Here is a 21,925-nt window from a genome sequence, read left to right on the forward strand (position 1 = left end):
TGAATGGTTAAAGAGTGATTCTTGAGGAGAAAGTTAGGCAGCAAGACGATTGTCGCCGTCTTGCGCTATTTGGTGTGGGATCTAGATGTGAAATTGCGAGACCATTGCTTTTAAATCTCCTGCTAAATGGGCAAGCGCTTCTGATGAAGCTGTTACTTCTTCCATTGCAGCAAATTGTTCTTCTGTTAAACCGGCTACTTGCTGTGAATGTTCACTCGTTCGTTTCACGCCTTCTGTAATAGACGCAAAAGACTGTTTCGCATCGTTTGTATAAACTGCGATTTTTTGTGATGCACTTGATAAATGCTTAATGCCATTCGCCATTTCTCTCATCGACTGCTGGATATCATGAAATGATTCCTCTGTATGAGAGATAAGTACAGCCCCTTGAGCCGCTTCCTCTCTTACTCGTTTGATGGCATTCGTCGAATGAGTCATCTCTTTTTGTATTTCAGAAATGAGATGGGAAATCATGTTTGATGATGCTTGAGATTCTTCTGCAAGCTTTCTCACTTCGTCTGCTACAACAGCAAATCCTTTTCCATGCTCACCTGCCCGTGCTGCTTCAATTGCTGCATTAAGAGCTAGCAGGTTTGTCTGGCTGGCGATATCTGTAATGACTTTGGAAATATGATCGATTTCAGCTGAACGTGTTTCCAATGCTTGAATCGCTGTACCATTTTCTTCAATTGATTTGGCAATAGACGTCATTTGTGAATGAACTTCACCGATATTGTGTACACCTTTTTGGGCCACTTCTTGTGCGGAGTGACTTCTTGAAGCCATTTGTCCTGCATTTTCAGTGATGTTTGCCAGCTCGTTTGATACTTGAATCATTTTGTGCTCACTAGCTGTCATTTGAGTGGACTGTTCTTCTGAAGATTGTGCCACTTCTTGAATCGTGTAGGTGATTTTTTCTGATGCTGCACTCGTTTCTTCTGCGCTAGCTGACAGCTGCTCAGAGGATGTGGCCACTAATTCAGACGTGTTCATGACATTTAGAATGGTTTGATTTAATTTTTCACGCATCTTATTGAAATGGCCAGCCAGATCAGACAATTCATCACCCGCAGTATCCGTCACATTGATGGTTAAATCACCTTCGCCTGCACTCTTAATGGCAGAAGCCATATGCTTGAGACGTGCCTGAATCCGTTTAGTGAAAATAGAAATAATGATGACCGAAACGATCAGACTTAACAAAAGGACGATGACAAATTGTATATAGAATGACTGAAGCATTTGTGAAATCATGCTTTGATTGGCGCCAGTATAAAAAATACCAATTGTTTCGCCTGCTTCATTTTTGATCGGCATATAAGCCGTTTGATAGTCTTTCCCGGCAACATTTGCAGTGCCGTAATAGTTTTCTCCTTTATCTAAAACAGTGGTCTTCACTTCAGGAGAGACTTCTGTACCTACAGCTCGTTTCCCGTTTAACATGACATTCGTAGCAACGCGGGTATTTCCTTGAAAAATCGTGATGGTATCACCGGTATATTCGGCTAATTGGTCAACCAATGTGTCATGATCATTCATTTGCGTATTTCCTTTGAATAGCTTGTTCTCTTTAATCTGCCACGAGCCTTCTACTTTTTCATTCAGGTAGGCGTAGCCTAGTTTTAAATCACCTTTTGCTTTTTCAGTTGCCATTTGCTTGATGTTTTCTGTCATCTCGCGATTCACCACATAACCAACAACTGCGGAAAAGATGATGAGGACACTTAAAAAGATCAGCAAAATTTTGGCGCCAAGCCTCAGTTTTCCCTTTTTCTTCATGCTTTTTAACTCCTTTAGGTATAAGGTAGGATATCCCTCCTTAAGGATTATCGGCATGAAAAAAGTGTTTAAAATACCTGCATGCAGTCATGTGAAAATTTTTTTAATATAGAAAAGGGAAAGGCTGCTAATCGATGATAAATTGAATTCTTGTGCCGTCAGGATCATCCGATAATTGATGACTTACCCACGAGCCTGCGCCTCTATTATCAGAAGGGCGTACATATTTGACAGAAGCTCCTGTGCCTCCTTCTTTGCACATTGCCATTGGCCATTCGTCACGATCATACCCGCGCTTTGTTGGAACGCCATGTAATGATCGATCCCTCTGCTCATCACTATGTTTACGGTCAATTGTACAAATGGATGAATGACCTTCATCAATGGCTTCTTCTATGTGCTTGGCTGTTTCGGGATAGCGGTCTGATGGAAAATGAATCGTTTTGTCATAAGATGAATTCGCTGTCTCTTGTTTCCCTTGCTCCAGCTGGATATAGCCTGTTGCTACACCAATAACAATCAATAAAAGCAAGAGAATCATTTTAAGAAGTTTCATAGGTGCTAGCTCTCTTTCTTGTTTGCGTATTTTGTAAACAGAAGTATAGCAGAATTACTTACCAATTTCTCCTGGTTTTGAAAAAACGCCTTTTAAAATTCAAAAAACAGATTTTACTTGATTTCTTGTTTTTCATTTTTGTAGAAATTCATAAAAATTTTAATTTTGTAGATCATAAAACGATTATGCTCATCCAAAATGGCTTTATCACTGCTTTTTGAGCTAATTTCAAGAATTTAACACACAGAAATTTCAAAAAAATAAAATTGACTAGACCGATCTGCTTTAATAATATGGAGTCAAATATCAAAAAATGTCGTAATTTATCAAAATATGATTCAAATTACATTGTAGGAGGGAAGTACAAATGGCGGATGTCTCATACCGGCTCGGAATAGACATAGGCGGAACATTTACTGATTTATCGTTGATAAATGAAGCAACAGGGGAGCTGACTGAACTCAAGACACCCACAGTGACTGATGACCCAGCCCAAGGTATTATCAATGGGTTAAATCTTCTAAAAAAAAGAGGTGTTGATTTATCCAACATCCAATACCTCGTTCACGGAATGACAATCGGTCTTAATACATTATTGCAGCGAAAAGGAGCAGATTTAGCTCTTTTTGTGACAGAAGGATTTCAAGATATATTGTCACTTCAACGTTTACGACTACCCATTCCTTATGACTTCAATTCTCGTTTGCCAGAACCATTGATACCTCGGAAGCATGTATATCCAATCTCTGAAAGGTTGATACACGATGGTACGATCAAAAACCCTCTCCATCTGCAGCAGTTAGATGATGCAGTCCAGCATGTTATATCTAAAAATCTAGCAGGTATCGTCATTTCTTTTTTACATAGTTATCAAAACCCAGTTCATGAATTACAGGCAAAAGCCTATATCAATCATCATTATCCACAGTTAGAAGTCCTTACCTCATCTGAATTATGGCCTCAAATGAGGGAATACGAGCGTACAGTGATGTCTGTTGTTAATTTGTACATTCAACCAAAGGTGAAACAGTATTTACAAACGCTGAAAAGTCGTTTGAAGGAAGAAGGTGTACCAATTTCTCCATACATTACACAATCAAATGGTGGTTTAATGGATGCAGAAAGTGCGGCAACCTCGCCTGTTAAGACTCTCTTTTCTGGTCCGGCAGCTGGTGTCATCGGTGCGGCGAGAATTGCAGCATCAGCTAGTGAACCCAACCTGATCACTTTTGATGTCGGGGGGACGAGTGCAGATATCTCGATTATTCAAAATGGACAGCCTACAATGGCGCAATCCAATCAGCTTTCAGGCTTCCCAATTATTCTTCCATCTGTTGCGATGTATTCAATAGGAGCAGGGGGAGGTTCGGTAGCATGGATTGATCAGGGCGGACTTCTAAAAGCGGGGCCAGAATCAGTTGGCTCAAATCCGGGACCAGCTTCGTATGGAAAGGGAGAAAAAGCAGCTTTAACTGATGCGTTTCTCATATGCGGTTATCTCAATCAAGAACGTTTTGCCGGAGGACATTTACAATTACAGTTGTCTGCGGCGAAAAAGGCCTTTCAGCCAATTGCTGATCAGCTCAACAAAACGGTTGAAGAGGCGGCTGACCAGCTCATTCAAGTAGCCGTAGCCAATATGTACACAGAATTAAGCAATGTGATGGAGCAGCAAGGATTTGACCCTAGAGATTTTAGTTTGCTGGCGTTTGGCGGAGCAGGGCCGGTTGTAGCGAATTTTCTTGCGAGAGAAATTCATGCGAAAAATGTGGTTGTTCCTCCGAGTCCGGGTACATTATGTGCATTAGGTGCTCTGACCGCTGACTTTATTCATGATGCGGTGCTGTCGAAGAAAATATGCTTACAAGACTATTCGATCAACCAACTAAAACAAGATTATGAGAAGCTGTCGCGAAAAGCGACTGATTGGGTCAGCCAGCAGGACATTCAGCATATCAATCAGACATCCATTCTATTATTAGCAGACGCACGTTATCAAGGACAGGCATTTGAGATTGAATTGCCATTATCGATTGATTGGCTAAAACAAGAACAAGACATCCACCAACTCATTGAAGCCTTTCACAAACTGCATCAGCGTCAATATGGTCATAGGGATGATCAGGCAAACATCGAGTTTACTCATTTACGCGTTCGAGTCATAGGCGAGACGCCTCCGCTGCCTTTTTCACCTGTTCATGAAAGCAGCGGACAGTCTTTGAAACCATATGAATATAGACGAATCTTTATAGAGGAAAAAGAATACGAAGCATCGGTTTATAACCGGGACACTCTGTCAGTAGGTTCTATTGTAAATGGACCAGCCGTTATTGAGCAGGATGATACAACAACATTAATTTTGCCAAACTGGGCAGGCAGCATTGATCCGTCAGGTAACTTAGTGATTTCAAAGGAGGCAGCTTTACATGAGAACTGATCCAGCAAAGCTTGAGATGATGCGCAGTTATTTTAATGCGATTGCATCAGGCATGGGACATGTCATTGAACGAACGTCATTTACGACCTTCGTCAAAGAATCTGCTGACTTTGCGACAGCATTAGCCACGCCTTCTGGAGATTTCTTTGTTTATCCGAAGACAGTGGGTGTGACGATCTTTTTAGGGCTGAGTCTAAAAAAAGCGATTGAAGAAAGCGGGCCGATGCAGCCAGGAGACATTATCATCACTAATGATCCTTATACGACAGATGGTTTGGCGACTCACCTGCCAGATGTCCATATCATTAAGCCGATTTTTGTAGATGATGAAATCGTAAGCTATGCTTGGTCTTTTGTTCATGTCAGTGATGTGGGTGGACTTGTGCCTTCGAGTATTTCACCGACAGCAACGGATGTTCATCAAGAAGGATTAAGAATTCCGCCAGTAAAAATTTATGAAGGCGGGAAAGAAAATCAGATCGTACGTACCTTTTTAAGAGCTAACAGCCGCGCTAGTCATCTAAATGATGGTGATATCAATGCGATGATTGCTGCAGTGAATACAGCAGATATTCGGTTAAAAGAAATGATTGAGAAATTCGGAAAAAACGAAGTGAAACAAGGAATGATAGACTTGCTGAAGCAAGCCGAGGATCGTGCTGGAAAGGTCATTGAAGCTATACCGGATGGAACGAGTGAATTTGCTGATTATTTAGATGATGATATGATCTCAGGCGTCCCGATTCGGTTGAAAATCAAGCTAACGATCAAAGGGAAACGGCTGACGCTCGATTTTTCTGAGTGTGATCCGCAAGTAAAAACAGCCTTTAACCTTGTTACCAATGGTCAGAAACATTCCTTTCTTTATCAAGGGTTGATTAATTACATCATTAGTAAGGATCCTTTTATACCGATTAATGGTGGAATAACGTATCCAATTGACGTGATCTCTCCTAAAGGAACGCTGGTGCATCCAGAATACCCGGCTTCTGTCGGGATTCGTCACTCGATTACGATGAGGCTGTACAATGTCGTGCTGGGCGCCATTGGTAAGCTGCTGCCTGAAGCAGTGCCGGCAGCAGGTGCAGGTCAATCTGCCATTGTGGTTCTCTCTGTACCTGATGATCAAACGGGTGGCAGGAAAATGTCCGTTGTCGAACCATTAGGCGGAGGCGGAGGTGCTCAAAATGGTACTGATGGAGTGGACGGTATTGATCATTCGTCAGGCTTTTTGAAGAATACCCCAATTGAGAGTTTAGAACAGCATATTGATATTCATGTTCACCGATATGAGCTTCTGCCGAATACAGGTGGAGCTGGTGAAAATCGAGGCGGACATGCGATTGGTTTGGAATTTGAAATGATAAAGCCTGAATCGATGGTGACAGCACGAGGAATGGAACGGATGAAGTTTCAGCCTTGGGGATTAATGGGCGGCCGAGCAGGAGCGGTTGGTGAGGTCAAGCTGATGACAGCTAATGGTGAGAAACAAGACCAGCCCAAAATAGATGTCTTGCGACTTGATAAAGGCGATATCGTTCAATTGATTTCACCAAGTGGAGGCGGCTGGGGGAATCCATTTGACAGGAAAAAAGAAAAAGTCCTTCAGGAAGTGGAAGCAGGTCTATTAAGTGAAGAAAGAGCGCTGCAGCAATATGGTGTGAAAGTATATTTAGACCAAAATGAATGGAAGATTGATGAGGAGCAGACGAGCAGGGTGCGTGAAAAGGTTAATCATTCTCCATCTACTGACGTGTGGGATTTCGGAGAACAAAGAGCAGCTTATGAGAAAGTATGGACGGACGAAGCCAGCAGTGAGCTTGCCGTTCAGCTTCGTTCCTATCCGGCTAATGAACGTACGCACTATAAACATGCAGTTCATCAACATTTCAGTCATAGAAATGAGCCGTTAACAAAGAAAGATATTACTCAAGCACTTCGTCAAATGAATGGACAAAAAGGGGGAAATGAATCATGAAAAGAAGATTAATCGCTATTTTTGCAGGCATCCTATCAATCGTTGTACTGCTGACCGCTTGTGGTGGAAATGGAAAGGATCAAGGCAAACAGCAGCAGACTGTGATTGTTGGCGTATATGGAGGCGATTGGGAAAAGAATATCAAACCAATCCTCGAAAAGTTTGAAAAAGATACAGGAATTAAAGTGCAAACCGTCTCTGGGGCGGATTCTGAATGGTTTACAAAATTAAAAGCGTCAAATGGGAAAAATCCACCATATGACTTACTAATCTTACAGCCTGATACGATTCAAAGAGGTATCGCGGCAAACGTTCTTGCGCCTATTGATGAAGATCAAGCGCCGAACGTCAAAAAGCTTTACCGTTCTGTCCAAAAGAAGCTTACTGTGAATGGAAAACAATATGCAGCAGGTTTTAGTATGGGGCAGCTTGGTATTGCTTATAGAAAAGACCTCGTCAAGCAGGAACCAAACAGCTGGACTGACCTATGGAGCAGTCAGCTGAAAGGGAAGGTAGCCATTTCATCTCCGACTTATTCAGCCGGTTTGCAATTTTTCTCTGCACTTGTTCATGCGCAAGGGGGGACAGAATCAAATCCTAAGGATATTGATAAAGCATTTAAAAGTCTCGCGCAGTTAAAAGGTCATGTTGCTGCTTTTCCAGATAACCCAGGATCGATTCAAACCTTGTTAGAACGTGGGGATGTTGCGGCTGTTCCATATTGGGACGGGCGAGTATTTGCACTTGAAGAAGAAGGCATGGATATTGGTTTTTCATATCCGAAAGAAGGTGCTGTTGCAGCTGTTGCGAGCTGGGCTTTAACGAAGGGAAGTCCGCATGAAGAAGCGGCGTACAAACTATTAAACTACTTAAGTGGAAAAGAAGCTCAGGAGGCTTTCTCGGAAAAATCTTATTATGGCATGTCGAATTCTGATGTGAAATACGATGACAAGATTAAGGGGAAAGTGAAAGTTGGAGAAAATTATTACAGCAAGCTGACTTGGGTAGATTATGAAACAGCGACCTCTGAGCTTGGCAATTGGACAAATCGATGGAACGAAGTATTAGGCGGAGGAAAATAGGTGATCGCATGAGTGGAATTCATTTAGAACACATCAGTCAGCACTTCGGTGAGCAGATTGCTCTCAACGATGTCAGTCTTACGGTGAATGAGGGAGAGTTTTTCTCCCTTCTTGGTCCTAGCGGCTGCGGAAAATCAACATTATTAAACATCATTGGCGGTTTTTTAGAACCAACAAAAGGCGTCGTCTATATTGGCGATCAGGATGTGACAGCTTTGCCGCCTTACCAAAGAAAAACAGGTATGGTTTTTCAAAGCTATGCACTTTTTCCACATCTGACTGTATTTGATAATGTGGCGTACGGGCTAAAGGTTCAAAAGAAAAAGAAGGCGGAAATTAAAGAGAAGGTGATGGAAAGCTTGTCTCTTGTTCAATTAGAGGCATTTGCGAAACGGATGCCCCACCAATTAAGCGGTGGTCAGCAGCAGCGGGTAGCGATTGCAAGAGCGCTGGCGATTCAGCCGTCTGTTCTCCTTCTTGATGAACCGCTCAGCAACCTAGATGCCAAACTAAGAAAAAACATGCAGACAGAGCTGCGAAATATTCAAAGGAATGTCGGGATTACAACCATTCTTGTGACACATGATCAAGAGGAAGCCTTAAGCCTTTCTGATCGGGTTGGAATTTTAGGAGAAGGAAGAATTCAGCAGATTGGGACGCCTTTAGAGGTGTACCGCCAGCCAAACAATCGATTTGTAGCTGAATTCATCGGACAGGTGAACATCTTTGAGGCCGTGTACAATGAAGCTGATGCGGCATTTACAGTTCCGCATGTCACCCATTCAAACGGTCAGCATCTTCAGCTGCAGGCTGCGGCACATCAAGAAAAGAGGGAAAAGCAACTGCTTATGCTGCGTCCTGAAAGAATTAGCATCTCTTCTGAGCGGGAGGAAGTAAAGCCGAACCATGTATCAGGCGTGCTGTCAGATGTGAGCTATATTGGGCATTCATTACGTTTGGTTGTGGGGCTTGATAAAGGTGAAATCATTGTCCATGCTTCTGATGCGGCATTTCCCGAGCTGCCTGAAGTTGGAGAAACCGTCCATATCCATTGGCAGCCTGAAGATATCGTTTTCTTAGATTCGAAGGTGCATACGTGATGCGAATCAAGAAAAAGAATCAACGATTTCATTGGTTTATGCTGCTGCCAGCCTGTTTGTTTCTTGTAGTATTTTTACTAGCTCCTCTGGTGATGATGCTCGTTCTCAGTTTTCGCGATGTCGATTCGATGATGAATACATTACAAACGTATAGCCTTTCTCAATATATTCATGTGTTCACGACAGATGCATATGTAAAGGCGATTGGAAGTACTGTGTGGGTGGCTTTGCAGACAACGGTGATTTGTTTATTGATGGCATACCCCGCAGCATACGTGCTCGTCAAAGCACCTAATCCGCGTCTGCGGGCATTTTTCTATATCCTACTTGTGTCGCCGCTTTTGACAAGTGTTGTGATTCGGACATTTGCATGGATTGTTCTTCTTTCGCAAAATGGTCTGATCAATGGCATGTTACTAGATTTACAGGTGATTGAGAAGCCGCTCTCGATGCTGTGGAATATGAATGCGGTCATTATTGCCTATGTCCAAGTCATGCTGCCATTTGCAGTACTGCCGATCGCAACAAGCTTAACCGATATGGATCGTCACTTAAGACCGGCTTCTATGAGTCTTGGAGCTGGCCGGATTCGAACCTTTTTTCATGTCACCTTACCACTGACCATTCCAGGCATGGTGACTGGCGCGATCATCGTCTTCTCACTGGCAGCAGGAAGTTATATCACCCCGCTGTTAGTCGGCGGACGGATGCAGCCGCTGCTGCCGCTGTCAATTTATCAGCAGGTCATGCAGGTGTATAATCTGCCTCTTGCTGCGGCTATGTCCTTTACATTATTGGTTTGTGTGCTTGTGGTAGTCAGTCTATTAAGCTATTTATTGAAGCGTTGGGAGGCGAGGATGCATGCGTAAAAAGTCAATAGGTGACCGCTTGCTTTCCATCCTGATTTGGACTGCTGGGTCATTGGTTTATCTTTTCTTAACCATACCTGTTCTTGTGATCGTCCTATCTGCTTTTAGTCCAAATGCCTTTCCTGAATTTCCACCGACTTCGTTCTCTGTGCGCTGGTTTCATGAGGTCGTGTCAAATCCAGAATGGATGGAATCTCTTCGGATCAGTGTGATTCTGCTGTTCATCGTGACGCCTCTCACGGTTCTTTTAGGGACAATGGCATCGTATGCTTTAGCAAGGCTTTCCTTTAAGGGAAAGGAGGCTGTCCAAGCTTTCATTCTGTCACCTCTCATGATTCCTCAGGTGGTGTTAGGGATTGCAATGCTTTACTTGTTTACGGCTATGGGCTTTACAGGGTCTTTGTGGGCGCTCGTCATTGGTCACGTCATCATTGGTTTTCCCTATGTGGTTCGAACGGTAGGCGTGAGTGTTTCGAATTTAGATCCGCGGCTTGAGCTGGCTTCAATGAATCTTGGCGCAGGACCCATTCGCACGTTTTTTCGAGTCACATTGCCTTTGATTAAGCCAGGAATCATTGCAGGAGGGGTGTTTTCAGCTGTGACGTCATTTGGGGAAATATCGATCAGTTTGTTCGTTTCCTCTCCTCAAACCATTACAATTCCTGTCAGGACCTTTAATTACATTGAGCAGACCTTTGATCCAAGTGTCAATGCGATATCTGTCATATTTATTATCATTTCTATCATTGCGCTGCTCATTATTGAAAAAACGATTGGTCTGTCTAAGGTGATGTAAATATAATGAAGAAACAAGGAGTTGTCATTTGAAATGACAGCTCTTTTTTTTGTTGTTTTTACAGTAAAAAAATTCATTTTTTTAGGGAATATAGTTCTTAAGATTTAAGAATTTGCGGGGAACGCAAGGAGACCTCTATCCTACATTTTCGGTCATATTTTCAAAATTTAAGGGAAAATATGAAATTTTTGCGGTATTTAGTCGATTATTTTCGGTTGAACGCAACTATTATTAGTTATTTTCGGTAAATATCGTCAATTCTCACAGGATCCCTTCGGTATAACGCATGAATCTTTACACCCATTTTTCGGTGAAAAAAACAATATTTTCATATAAAGTGGACGTAAATAGAAAATATCTAAAAGAAAAGAAGAAAAAGGCAAATCTATGGAAACATAGAGACGCAAAGCCATGTCCTAAGGTAAATGATTCTTTTTTTGCTAAGGTCGGCAGGCTACCGAATGAAAATGGGAGTCCCTCCGTTTTATTCGGGGTGGGCTCCTTTTCGGTTTAACCGTCTATTTTAATGAAATAGACTTGGTTCTTTTGATATAGAGGGTGCAGGGTGAAATTGGTGGAGAAAACATAGAAGAGGCGGAGGATGAGAATGAATACAGTTTATTACCCCTTAACACATGCGCAAAAGCGAGTATTCTACACGGAAAGATTTTATCCAGGTACAAGTATTTCTAATTTGGGTGGATTCGCCAGGTTGAGATCAGCATCTGGTCTCGATCCTTCTTTGGTCGTCGATGTGCTTCAAGCGTACATTCGACAAACTGACTCTCTTCGGCTGAGGCTTGTGTATCGAGATGAAGAAGAGGAGCCTGTTCAATATATCAAACCTTATGAAAAACAGCCGATTCGCATGGAAAAGGGCTGGAGTGAAGAGGAAGTAAGGGTTTGGGCAAACGAGCAGATTCGTGAGCCGATGCCATTGATTGACAGCCCTTTGATTGAATTTACGGTGTTTCAAATCAGTGATCAAGAGTGCTGGCTGTTCTGTAAAGCACATCATATTGTCGCGGATGGTATTTCCATCATTCTAATGGGAAATCGCATTATTGATTTATATCATAACATGCTGCAAGGAGTAGACATCTCGCCAGTTGAGGAGATTTCCTTCGTTGATCACATCATGAGTGAGCAGACCTATGAATCTTCTAAACGTTTTCAAAAAGACCAAGCTTTTTGGAATGAGCAATTTGCTCATATTCCAGACTTCGCATCTTTAAAACCGCATAAGGGATACGAGATGAGTTTGCATGCGGAGCGATTTTCAGGGGATGTTCCAGATTCTTTAAAGGAGAAGCTTCGTGTTTTTTGTGAAGAACAGAAAGTCAGTATGCTTTCGATGTTTATGTCCACTGTCTATATTTACTTACATCGCTTTAGCGGTATGGAGGATGTCGTTCTTGGAACCTTTATGGGCAACCGGACGAATGCCAAAGAAAAAAAGATGATTGGGATGTTTGTATCCACGATTCCAATGCGTGCATCTGTTCAAGGATCGCAATCGTTTCTTGATTTCGTAAAGAAGGTCATGGCAGATCAAATGAAGATCTTGCGACACCAAAAGTACCCTTACAATTTGCTCATGAATGATTTGCGGGAAAGAGAAGGCTTTACAGGACGCCTTTTTGATATTTCTTTAGAGTATCAGGTGATGCAGTGGCAGAAAAAAGAGAATCTGTCGTTCATTACTGAACCGATTTTTAGCGGGAGCGGAATGAATGATATTTCAATACATGTGAAAGACCGCTGGGATACTGATACATTGACCATTGATTTGGATTACCGTACAGATGTATTCACAGAAGAAGAAATGAGTAAGATGTTTGATCGATTCTTGATATTACTAGAAGCGGCCGTCTCTCAGCCTGATCAGCTGATCGGGACACTGCCTTTACTTTCAGCAGGTGAACAAAAGGAGCTGCTGCAATTATCTGAAGGAGAATCGTTTGAAAGGCCAGCAGCAAAACCGGTTCATCACCTGTTTGATGAGACAGCCAACAAATATGCAGACCGGACAGCCGTTGTAGCAGAAGATGGAACAATTACTTATGGAGAGCTGCAACAACAGGCAGAAAAGCTGGCACGTTTTTTACAAATGAAAGGTATCTCACGTGATGTGCCTGTTGCTGTTTTGATGGAGCGGAAGACAGATGCCATGGCAGCAGTCTTCGGCATACTAAAGGCTGGCGGGGCATATGTACCAATTGATCCGGCATTACCTGAGGAGCGCATTCAATTTATTGTGGAGGATTCAGGTGCTTCTATTGTGTTAACAGAGGAATCGTTCATTCAAGAGTACCCAGCCCTCTCGGAAAAATTGATCGTGCTGCAGCAAATATTATTAGATGATGGACGGCTGCCTGAGCTTGTAGATCAGACGGCGCCGGATGATTTAGCCTACATGATTTATACATCGGGTACGACTGGAAAGCCGAAGGGCGTCATGATTGAGCATCTTCAGCTTCATCATTTGGTCCATGCTTTGCATCATGAGATTTATCAAGGGGCGAATGAGCTACAAATGGCGCTTCTAGCCCCATTCCATTTCGATGCATCGGTCAAACAAATCTTTGCTGCCCTTTTATTTGGACAGACGCTTCATATCATCCCGCGAGAAACGACGAGAAATGGTATGCAGCTAGCGGCTTATTACAGAAAACATCAAATTGAAGCGGCAGATGGAACACCGGCGCATGTGCAGCTTTTACTTGCTGCGGATTTGGACGGGCTGTCATTGACGCACATGTTGATTGGGGGAGAAGCGCTGCCTGCGAAAGCAGCACGTTCACTCATTGAAGCAGTTCGTATGAGTCAGCCTGATTTTACTCTGTGGAATGTGTATGGTCCAACTGAGACGTGTGTGGATGCGGCGGTGCATCGTCTAGATCTCAGTGAGTTGAGCGAATCAACTGAACAGCGCTATGTGTCGATTGGAAAACCGCTTGGTCATCATCGCATTTATATTTTAAATGAACATGATCAATTGCAGCTGCATGGGGCAGCAGGAGAACTGTGCATTGCCGGTATAGGTGTTGGGCGAGGCTATGTGAATCAGCCTGAATTGACGGAGAAGGTATTCACAGCAGATCCGTTTTCTCCGCATGAGCGGATGTATCGAACGGGGGATCTAGTCAGATGGCTTCCAGATGGCACGATTGATTATCTTGGCAGAATGGACGATCAAGTGAAAATAAGGGGTTACCGGATAGAAACAGGCGAGATTGAAGCTGTGATGGAGCAGGTAGATGGAGTTGATAAGGCTGTCGTGCTAGTGGTTGACGAAGCGGATGGAGAAAAGGCGTTAAGTGCTTATTATCAAGCTCGTCATGAAGGTGTGTCTGTTGACATGCTGCAAGCGGCTATCAAACATCAGCTTCCAGCGTACATGATGCCTCTTTATTTCAAACAGCTCGATGCTTTTCCACTCACAGTCAGCGGCAAAGTCGACCGTCGTGCACTTGCTGCATTAAAAGGTGATAGAGCGGTACATGCTGTTTATACGGCACCTAGAAACGATATAGAAACGAAGCTTGTTCATTTGTGGGAAGACATTCTAGATCAAGAGAAGATCGGTGTGTATGATTCTTTCTTCGATCGAGGCGGGCATTCGCTCAAAGCGATGACCGTACTTACCAAGGTTCAGCGAGACTTTGAAGTGGAGGTGCCGCTCTCCGTTTTATTTGAACAGCAGACAATTGCTGCTCTAGCTGCTTATATTGAGAAAGCAGAAAGGTCTTCTGAAACGGTGATACCAAAAGCGCCGGCTGCTGATCATTATCCATTGTCGCCTCCACAGCAGCGCGTCTATATGGTGAGTCAATTGGAGCAAAGCACTGCATATCATATGCCTGCTGTTGTGAGGTTAAAAGGAACTCTGCAGCTTGAGAAGCTGACTGAAGCCTTTGACAGGCTGATTTCACGTCACGATATGCTGCGCACTTCTTTTCATACGATAAAAGGTGTTCCTCGTCAGCGGATCGTTTCATCAGTGTCCTTTCAAATAGAACAGCTGACAGGCGGTACGATGGAAGAAAACATGCAGCAATTTGTCAGACCTTTTGATCTTGAGTGTGCGCCGCTTCTTCGAATTGGTTTGCAGTCATTGCATGATCAGGAGCATTTGCTCTTTTTCGATATGCATCATTTGATTTCAGATGGTCTTTCGATCGATTTGATGCTGCGTGAGCTGTCAGATGCTTACGAGGGATCGGTTAAAGCACCATTGAAGCTTCAATATCAAGATTATGCAGTTTGGCAACAGCACCAAGGCTTTCAAAAAGAAGAGGCATTTTGGCTGCAAGAATTTTCGGGTGATATTCCGGCTTTACAGCTGCTGACTGATTATCAGCGTCCAGCTGTCCAGTCTTTCGCAGGTGATCGTGTCATCAAAGAAATAGATGAAGCGTTAAAGAATCAATTACAGGAGCTTGCAGCAAACCATCACACGACACTGTATACGGTCTTGCTTTCTGCTTACTATACATTGCTTGCCAAATATACAGGTCAAAAGGAATTTGTGGTCGGCACACCGGCGGCAGGGCGTGTGCATACAGATTTGAATGACATGATCGGTATGTTTGTCCAGACACTTGCTTTGCGGTCTGAGGTAGATCCGAATGGAACCATGTCTCAGCTGATTGAGCAAGTAAAGAAAAAGACAATGCAGGCATTTGAGCATCAGCAATACCCATTTGAACGGCTGCTTGAAAAGCTGAATGTGCCAAGAGATTTTAGCCGTCATCCATTGTTTGACACCGTCTTTACACTCGCGCCGGATCATGGAGCAGCCCAGCATATTGGAGACATGCTGGTCGAGGTTGAAGAAACCAATTTTCATATTGCGAAATTTGATTTAACACTGCAAGCGATGGAGTCCGATCAAGGTTTATCCTTTGTACTTGATTACAGTACGGCGCTATTTAAACGAAGTACGGCAGAGCAGATGATGAAACATTATGTTTATCTGCTGGAGCAGATGGTTCAAGCGCCGCAGGAAGCTATTCAATCCTATCGATTACTGTCTGAACAAGAAGCAGAAGCTCAGTTAAATAGGTGGAATCCGTTACCTTCGCCTTATCCAGCAGAAGAAACCATTGTGACGCAGTTTGAAAAACAGGTGCAGCAGCATGGTCATCAGCCTGCATTGCAATGTGAAGATAAGATTCTTTCTTATCAAGAGCTGAATGACCGAGTGAATCAGCTGGCTCATTATTTGCGTGAAAATGGTTTTGAAAAAGGGATGAAAGCGGCCTTATTCTTTGAACGTTCCAATGAAATGGTGCTCTCTGTTTTGGCTGTGCTTAAGGCTGGCGGTGTCTATGTACCAATTGACCCCGATTTCCCTGATGAGCGCGTGAAGCACTTTTTAACAGACAGCGGTGCGCAATTCTTACTGACACATCAAGTGCTGCGCCATCGCTCAGTGCTCACTGCATTTGAGGGAACCATCATAGAAACAGAAGATCAAGCGATTGCTCAGCAGTCAGACAGCCCTATAGATGCTCATATTTTACCTGAGGACTTGGCGAATTTGACCTATACATCAGGTACAACCGGTAAGCCTAAAGGAAATATGGTGACACACCGGAACATTTTGAGAACGGTGAAGCAATCGAATTATCTCACCATTCATCATGAAGACACGGTGATGAGCCTCTCAAACTATGTATTTGATGCCTTTATGTTTGATGTGTTTGGTGCATTATTAAACGGAGCGAAACTCATTGTTCTGCCAAAGGATCATATTTTAAACATGAATGAGCTTTCTGGAGTGATTGAGAAGGAAAATGTCAGTATTTTAATGATCACAACAGCTCTTTTTCACTTACTCATCGACATGAAAAAAGACAGCCTGAAAAACGTAAGAAAAGTGCTGTTTGGCGGAGAACGTGCTTCTGTGCCTCATGTAGTGACTGCACTTGAGACAGTTGGGAAAGACAAGCTTGTTCATATGTACGGACCTTCTGAGAGCACAATTTTCACCACATATTATCCTGTGAATCATATTGAGAAGCAGGCGTTATCCATCCCAATCGGAAAGCCAGTGAGTCAAACGGCTGTTTATATTGTAGATGAGTTTGGACATGTTCAGCCGCCGGGTGTGGCGGGAGAGCTATGTGTCGCTGGTGATGGACTGGTGAAAGGATATTATAAGCAGCCAGAACTAACAAGCGAAAAGTTTGTCAACAATCCTTTTCGCCCTGGAGAGACCATGTATAAAACGGGCGATCTTGCACGCTGGCTGCCGAATGGAAATATTGAATTCATTGGACGGATCGATCATCAAGTGAAGATTCGCGGACAGCGTATCGAGCTTGGTGAAATTGAACACCAGCTGCTGCAGCATCCTCAGGTGAAGGAAGCTGTCGTCATTGCTGCTTCGAATGACACCTTATGTGCGTATTTCACAGCAGAAGGATCTGTTTCATTATCTGATTTGCGCGAGCAAGCAGGGCGTGAACTGCCTGTATATATGATGCCGGCATTTTTCATGCAATTAGACGAGCTTCCTTTGACGAATAATGGCAAGGTCGATAGGCGGGCGCTGCCAGCACCTGATCTCAGTGAGCAGGGGGCAAATGAATACACCTCTCCTCAAACAGAAACAGAGCGTCTGCTGGCGAACATTTGGGAGGAAGTTCTTGAAGTGCCGCGAATCGGCAGGCACGATCATTTCTTTGAATGCGGGGGCCATTCGCTGCGCGGCATGAAAATGCTAAACAGGCTATATGAAGAGATGCAGGTGGAGCTCACTTTGAAGTCTTTATTTGAATCCCCAACATTAGAAGCGTTCGCCCTTGCGGTTGATCAAGCGGATCAAACGGAGATCAAGCGAGTAGAAGTTGCCAAAGAGGCGTCCTATTATCCAGTGACATCTGCTCAGAAAAGACTGTTTGTTTTGGAGAAAATGACTGATGCGGAGCAAAGCTATCATATGCCGGCTGCCTTAAAGATAGAAGGAGCCTTTGATGAAAAACGATTTGAAAAGGCAATTGATCAGCTAGTCCAACGTCATGAAGCTTTCCGAACGAGTTTTGATTTTGTTCAGAATGAACCTGTTCAACGGATTGAAACAAATGTCTCTGTAGACATTGAAAAAATTGAACAGAACGGCCGAGACATACAGGAATTAATGAATGACTTTATCAGGCCATTTGATGTAGAAAAAGCGCCTTTACTCAGAATAGGGCTGGTTTCCGTCTCCGTAAATGCCCATTATTTACTGATTGATATGCATCATATCATTTCAGATGGTGCGTCTGTTGGCATTTTAATTGAGGAGCTATCAGCCCTGTATCGAGGAGACAAACTAGAGGAATTACCTGTTCAATATAAGGATTATGCAGTTTGGTCAAAAAGTGAGGCATCTGCTGCGCAAAAAGCAGCTGAAGAGGCTTTCTGGCTGGATCAATTACAAGGGGAGCTGCCTGTACTGGCACTGCCAGAAGATCTGCCAAGGCCAAAAGTGCAAACATTCGCAGGAGATCGTGTCTCATTTACAATCGCAGGTTCGCTTAAAGCGAAATTGGACGAACTCGTTAGAGCGCTCAACAGTACGACCTATACAGTCCTGCTTGCTGGCTACAGTATTCTTTTGAGCAAGCTTTCAAGACAAGAAGATATCATCATTGGTTCTCCGGTTGTTGGCAGAACCCATCCTGATATTCAATCTGTGATCGGCATGTTTGTGAACACGCTGGCACTTAGAACAAGACCATCAGGACATCAGACAGCTGCTGAATTTGCTTCAAATGTTCATCAGCTTGTGTTAGAGGCAAATGAGCATCAGCTGTACCCATTTGAAGAATTGGTAGATCAGGTGCAAACGGTTCGCGACACAAGCCGTCATCCAATTTTTGACGTGGTATTCTCAATGGAAAATGCGGATATTCGTGATTTATCAATGGATGGGCTTCACATTGTTCCACAGCCATTCGAAGAGAATATTGCCAAATTTGATTTGATCTTAACTGGAAACGAATCCGCAGATCAAATTGAGCTCGTGTTTGATTTTAATTGTTCTATCTTTCAAAAGACATCAATTGAAAAGTGGAAAGAATATTTCCTTCATTTGCTGGAACAAATGGTGTCAGCACCAGATCAATCGTTAGATCAAATGCAATTATTGTCACCGCAGCAGCAGCAAAAACAGCTGAACGAATGGTTAGGTCCTGTTCTAGACGTCCCGTCAGATCAAACCGTCCATGCCTTGATTGAGGCTAAGGCTCAAGAAGCACCGCACCAAAAAGCAGCGACCTTCTGCGGAACGAGCTGGACGTATAAAGAGCTGAACAGCCGGGCGAATGTAGTCGCTTCAAGACTCATCGCAAACGGCACAAAACCAGGCGACCGCGTCGGTATTTTCACTCGTCCGTCCCTTGACATGACGGCAGCTGTTCTTGGCGTTCTCAAGGCAGGTGCGGCATTCGTTCCAATTGATGCAGACTATCCAGCGCAGCGTATTGCCTACATGCTGGAAGACTGCGGGGCAGAGGTGCTTCTGATGCAAAAAGGACTCACTGCACCATCTTCATTTACAGGTCAAGTGCTGTTCATAGAAGATGCCGTAGAAGGAGAAGCTCACGAGATTCAGGTTCATATCAAACCAACGGATCTCGCTTATATGATTTACACCTCTGGGACGACAGGACAGCCGAAGGGTGTCATGGTCGAGCACCAGTCCCTTGTGAATCTTGCATTCTGGCACAATGAAGCCTTCCAAGTGACGAAAGACGATCGAACCGCGAAATATGCCGGCTTTGGCTTTGACGCCTCCATTTGGGAGATGTTCCCAACGTGGATCGCCGGCGCAGAGCTGCACATTATTGACGAAGCGATTCGTCTCGATATGATCAAACTCAATGCGTATTTCAATAAAGAAAACATCACCATTGCTTTCCTGCCGACTCAGTTATGCGAGCAGTTTATGTCAATGGACAACCATTCTTTACGCTATTTACTAACAGGCGGAGACAAGCTGAAACAGGTAAAGCCAGTCCCATACAAACTAGTGAATAACTACGGTCCAACTGAAAATACAGTCGTAGCGACAAGTGGAGTCATCGATCCAGAACAAGGCACGATTCCGATAGGAACAGCCATTGCCAATACACGTTTTTACATCATGGGTTCGTTATACGACCTGTCGCCGCCAGGCGTACCGGGCGAGCTCGTCATTGCAGGAAAAGGACTGGCGAGGGGCTACTGGAATCTTCCAGAGGAAACCGATAAACGATTTGTCCCAGATCCATTTTATCCAGGCGAGCGCATGTACCGTACAGGCGATTTAGTGAAATGGACAGACGATGGTCAGCTGATCTATCTCGGCAGAATAGACCATCAGGTCAACATCCGCGGCTTCCGTATTGAGCTGTCAGAAATTGAAGCCCAGCTCCTGACGCTGGATTCGGTCAAAGAAGCTGTCGTGACCACGGTCAAAGATGCGAGTGATCAAGATGCACTTATCGCTTATGTCATCGCGGCTGAAGAAACAACAACCCTGAAAGAAAGCCTAAAACGAACGTTGCCTGAATACATGGTGCCATCATGGATCATAAAACTAGATCAATTTCCAATGACGGCCAATGGAAAGGTCGATCTCAAAGCATTGCCAGCTCCTGATATCGAAGCGAACCAAACGGTATACGAAGCACCAAGAGACGAAGTGGAAACACTGCTTTGCGGCATTTGGGAAGATGTCCTTGGCGTCAGCCAAGTCGGCATTCACGATCATTTCTTCTTCCTTGGCGGAGATTCGATTAAAGGTATCCAAATGGCAAGCCGACTCACGCAAGCAGGCTGGAAGCTCGATATGAAACTTCTATTCCAGTACCCAACGATTGCGGAGCTGCGCCCATATATTGAAGAAGCCGATCTTCTCACAGCCGATCAATCACCTGTCGAAGGAGAAGTCATTTTAACACCGATTCAGCGCTGGTTCTTTGAACGAAACTTTACGAATCAGCATCACTGGAACCAATCGATGATGCTTCATGCGCCAAATGGCTTGGATGAACAAATCGTTCAGCAAGTACTGGAGCAGCTCATGATTCATCATGATGCATTGCGAATGGTATATCCGCTCGAAGAAGGGCGCGTCATCCAGCGTCATCGAGGAATCGAGGAAAACAATGTGGCAATTGATGTGGTGGAAGTAAAAGGAGAGCTGTCGCAGCAGATCCAGCAAGTAGAAAAGCTGGCAAATGAAGTGCAGGCGAGTATGTCGTTAACGGAGGGACCACTAGTGAAACCTGCCATTTTCCGAACAGATCAAGGAGATCATTTATTGCTCGCTGTACACCATCTTGTCATTGATGGTGTGTCATGGCGCATTTTCCTTGAAGATTTCATGGCTCTTTATGAACAGTTGAAGCGTGGGGAAACTCTTACCCTCCCTGAAAAAACACACTCCTTCCAAGAATATGCCCAGAAGCTGACTGAATACGCTGTGTCAGATGAGCTGCTATCGGAAAGAGATTATTGGAAAAAGGTGCTTGCGCATTCCGTTCCTCCGCTTCAAAGGGAACATGTCACGGAGGATCAACGAATGCTTCATACACAGACCATTCGTTTTGCATTGTCTGAAGAGGAAACACGCAGTCTGCTAACGGATGTACATGAAGCCTATCAAACAGAAATCAATGATATTTTGCTGACGGCATTAGGGTTGTCCATGAAAGAGTGGACAGGTGAAGACAGGCACTTTATTCATCTTGAAGGGCACGGGAGAGAGGACATCCTCCCTGCGGTCAATGTATCACGGACCATTGGCTGGTTTACTAGTATGTATCCTGTGTTATTGGATATGTCGCATGCAGACGATCTTTCTTATCAGATCAAGTATTTAAAAGAGGAACTCAGACACATTCCGAACAAGGGCATCGGCTATGGCGTTTTAAAATACTTAACGCCTGACAAGATGAAGGACGATATCGATTTTCAAGTCACACCAGATATCAGCTTTAACTATCTTGGTCAATTTGATGAACAGATCGGTGGCGGTGAATTGAGGCGTTCTCCATGGCATGCAGGACAATCGCTGAGCCCTGAATCTGAGAAACCTCATGCGCTGGATATTGTTGGTTTCGTAGAACAAGCCATGCTCCATGTGACGATATCCTATCATCACCTTGAATTCGAAGAACGTACGATCGAACAGTTCAAGGAACTCTTAGAAAAGAATGTGAAGGCATTGATCTCACATTGTCTATCACAGGATGAGAGTCAGATCACACCTAGTGATGTGGGGGATGAGGATCTCACCATGGACGAACTTGAAAAGCTAATGGATCTATTTTAAGCAAAAATGAAGAG

9 protein-coding genes and 1 riboswitch are annotated in these 21,925 nt (G+C 43.8%); of the genes, 7 read left to right on the top strand and 2 right to left on the bottom strand.

Annotated features, from left to right (window positions below; translation table 11 throughout):
• Positions 1 to 81: 81 nt before the first annotated feature.
• A complete protein-coding gene (locus MHB67_RS01885; protein WP_342492745.1) occupies positions 82 to 1,779 on the bottom strand; it encodes a methyl-accepting chemotaxis protein in 1,698 nt (565 codons plus the stop codon).
• Positions 1,780 to 1,906: 127 nt separating this feature from the next.
• Entirely contained in the window at positions 1,907 to 2,335 is a 429-nt protein-coding gene (locus MHB67_RS01890; protein WP_024424305.1) for a NucA/NucB deoxyribonuclease domain-containing protein, read from the bottom strand.
• A 367-nt stretch (positions 2,336 to 2,702) separates the two neighbouring features.
• Here MHB67_RS01890 and MHB67_RS01895 point away from each other — a divergent pair, with 367 nt between their 5' ends.
• The 7 genes from MHB67_RS01895 to MHB67_RS01925 all read left to right on the top strand — a co-directional run bounded on the left by MHB67_RS01895 (position 2,703) and on the right by MHB67_RS01925 (position 21,911).
• Positions 2,703 to 4,772, top strand: a complete 2,070-nt coding sequence (locus MHB67_RS01895) for a hydantoinase/oxoprolinase family protein (protein WP_024427271.1) — start codon at positions 2,703 to 2,705, stop codon at positions 4,770 to 4,772.
• Positions 4,762 to 6,750, top strand: coding sequence for a hydantoinase B/oxoprolinase family protein (locus tag MHB67_RS01900; protein WP_044332682.1), 1,989 nt, complete (start codon positions 4,762 to 4,764; stop codon positions 6,748 to 6,750). The genes MHB67_RS01895 and MHB67_RS01900 overlap by 11 nt, the downstream gene beginning before the upstream one ends.
• Positions 6,747 to 7,832, top strand: coding sequence for an ABC transporter substrate-binding protein (locus tag MHB67_RS01905; protein ID WP_024427273.1), 1,086 nt, complete (start codon positions 6,747 to 6,749; stop codon positions 7,830 to 7,832). The genes MHB67_RS01900 and MHB67_RS01905 overlap by 4 nt, the downstream gene beginning before the upstream one ends.
• An 8-nt stretch (positions 7,833 to 7,840) precedes the next feature.
• Complete coding sequence (locus tag MHB67_RS01910; protein ID WP_342492746.1) at positions 7,841 to 8,932, top strand: ABC transporter ATP-binding protein; 1,092 nt, start codon at positions 7,841 to 7,843, stop codon at positions 8,930 to 8,932.
• The gene (locus MHB67_RS01915; RefSeq protein WP_342492747.1) at positions 8,932 to 9,801 is read left to right on the top strand and encodes an ABC transporter permease; all 870 of its coding nucleotides are present in this window, start codon (positions 8,932 to 8,934) and stop codon (positions 9,799 to 9,801) included. Before MHB67_RS01910 ends, MHB67_RS01915 begins: the two co-directional genes overlap by 1 nt.
• The gene (locus tag MHB67_RS01920) at positions 9,794 to 10,597 is read left to right on the top strand and encodes an ABC transporter permease (protein ID WP_024424298.1); all 804 of its coding nucleotides are present in this window, start codon (positions 9,794 to 9,796) and stop codon (positions 10,595 to 10,597) included. Before MHB67_RS01915 ends, MHB67_RS01920 begins: the two co-directional genes overlap by 8 nt.
• A gap of 368 nt (positions 10,598 to 10,965) precedes the next feature.
• A riboswitch (cyclic di-GMP riboswitch) is annotated at positions 10,966 to 11,059 on the top strand.
• Between the two features lie 145 nt (positions 11,060 to 11,204).
• Complete coding sequence (locus MHB67_RS01925; RefSeq protein ID WP_342492748.1) at positions 11,205 to 21,911, top strand: amino acid adenylation domain-containing protein; 10,707 nt, start codon at positions 11,205 to 11,207, stop codon at positions 21,909 to 21,911.
• Positions 21,912 to 21,925 lie beyond the last annotated feature (14 nt).

Source organism: Bacillus sp. FSL H8-0516 (assembly GCF_038635285.1).
Lineage (GTDB): Bacteria > Bacillota > Bacilli > Bacillales > Bacillaceae > Bacillus > Bacillus safensis.

What these genes read in the sequence shown, in the direction of transcription:
- MHB67_RS01920 (WP_024424298.1), top strand. Translation starts at nt 9,794, where the DNA reads ATGCGTAAAAAGTCAATAGGTGACCGCTTGCTTTCCATCCTGATTTGG.
- MHB67_RS01905 (WP_024427273.1), top strand. Translation starts at nt 6,747, where the DNA reads ATGAAAAGAAGATTAATCGCTATTTTTGCAGGCATCCTATCAATCGTT.
- MHB67_RS01910 (WP_342492746.1), top strand. Translation starts at nt 7,841, where the DNA reads ATGAGTGGAATTCATTTAGAACACATCAGTCAGCACTTCGGTGAGCAG.
- MHB67_RS01900 (WP_044332682.1), top strand. Translation starts at nt 4,762, where the DNA reads ATGAGAACTGATCCAGCAAAGCTTGAGATGATGCGCAGTTATTTTAAT.
- MHB67_RS01925 (WP_342492748.1), top strand. Translation starts at nt 11,205, where the DNA reads ATGAATACAGTTTATTACCCCTTAACACATGCGCAAAAGCGAGTATTC.
- MHB67_RS01890 (WP_024424305.1), bottom strand. Translation starts at nt 2,335, where the DNA reads ATGAAACTTCTTAAAATGATTCTCTTGCTTTTATTGATTGTTATTGGT.
- MHB67_RS01915 (WP_342492747.1), top strand. Translation starts at nt 8,932, where the DNA reads ATGCGAATCAAGAAAAAGAATCAACGATTTCATTGGTTTATGCTGCTG.
- MHB67_RS01885 (WP_342492745.1), bottom strand. Translation starts at nt 1,779, where the DNA reads ATGAAGAAAAAGGGAAAACTGAGGCTTGGCGCCAAAATTTTGCTGATC.
- MHB67_RS01895 (WP_024427271.1), top strand. Translation starts at nt 2,703, where the DNA reads ATGGCGGATGTCTCATACCGGCTCGGAATAGACATAGGCGGAACATTT.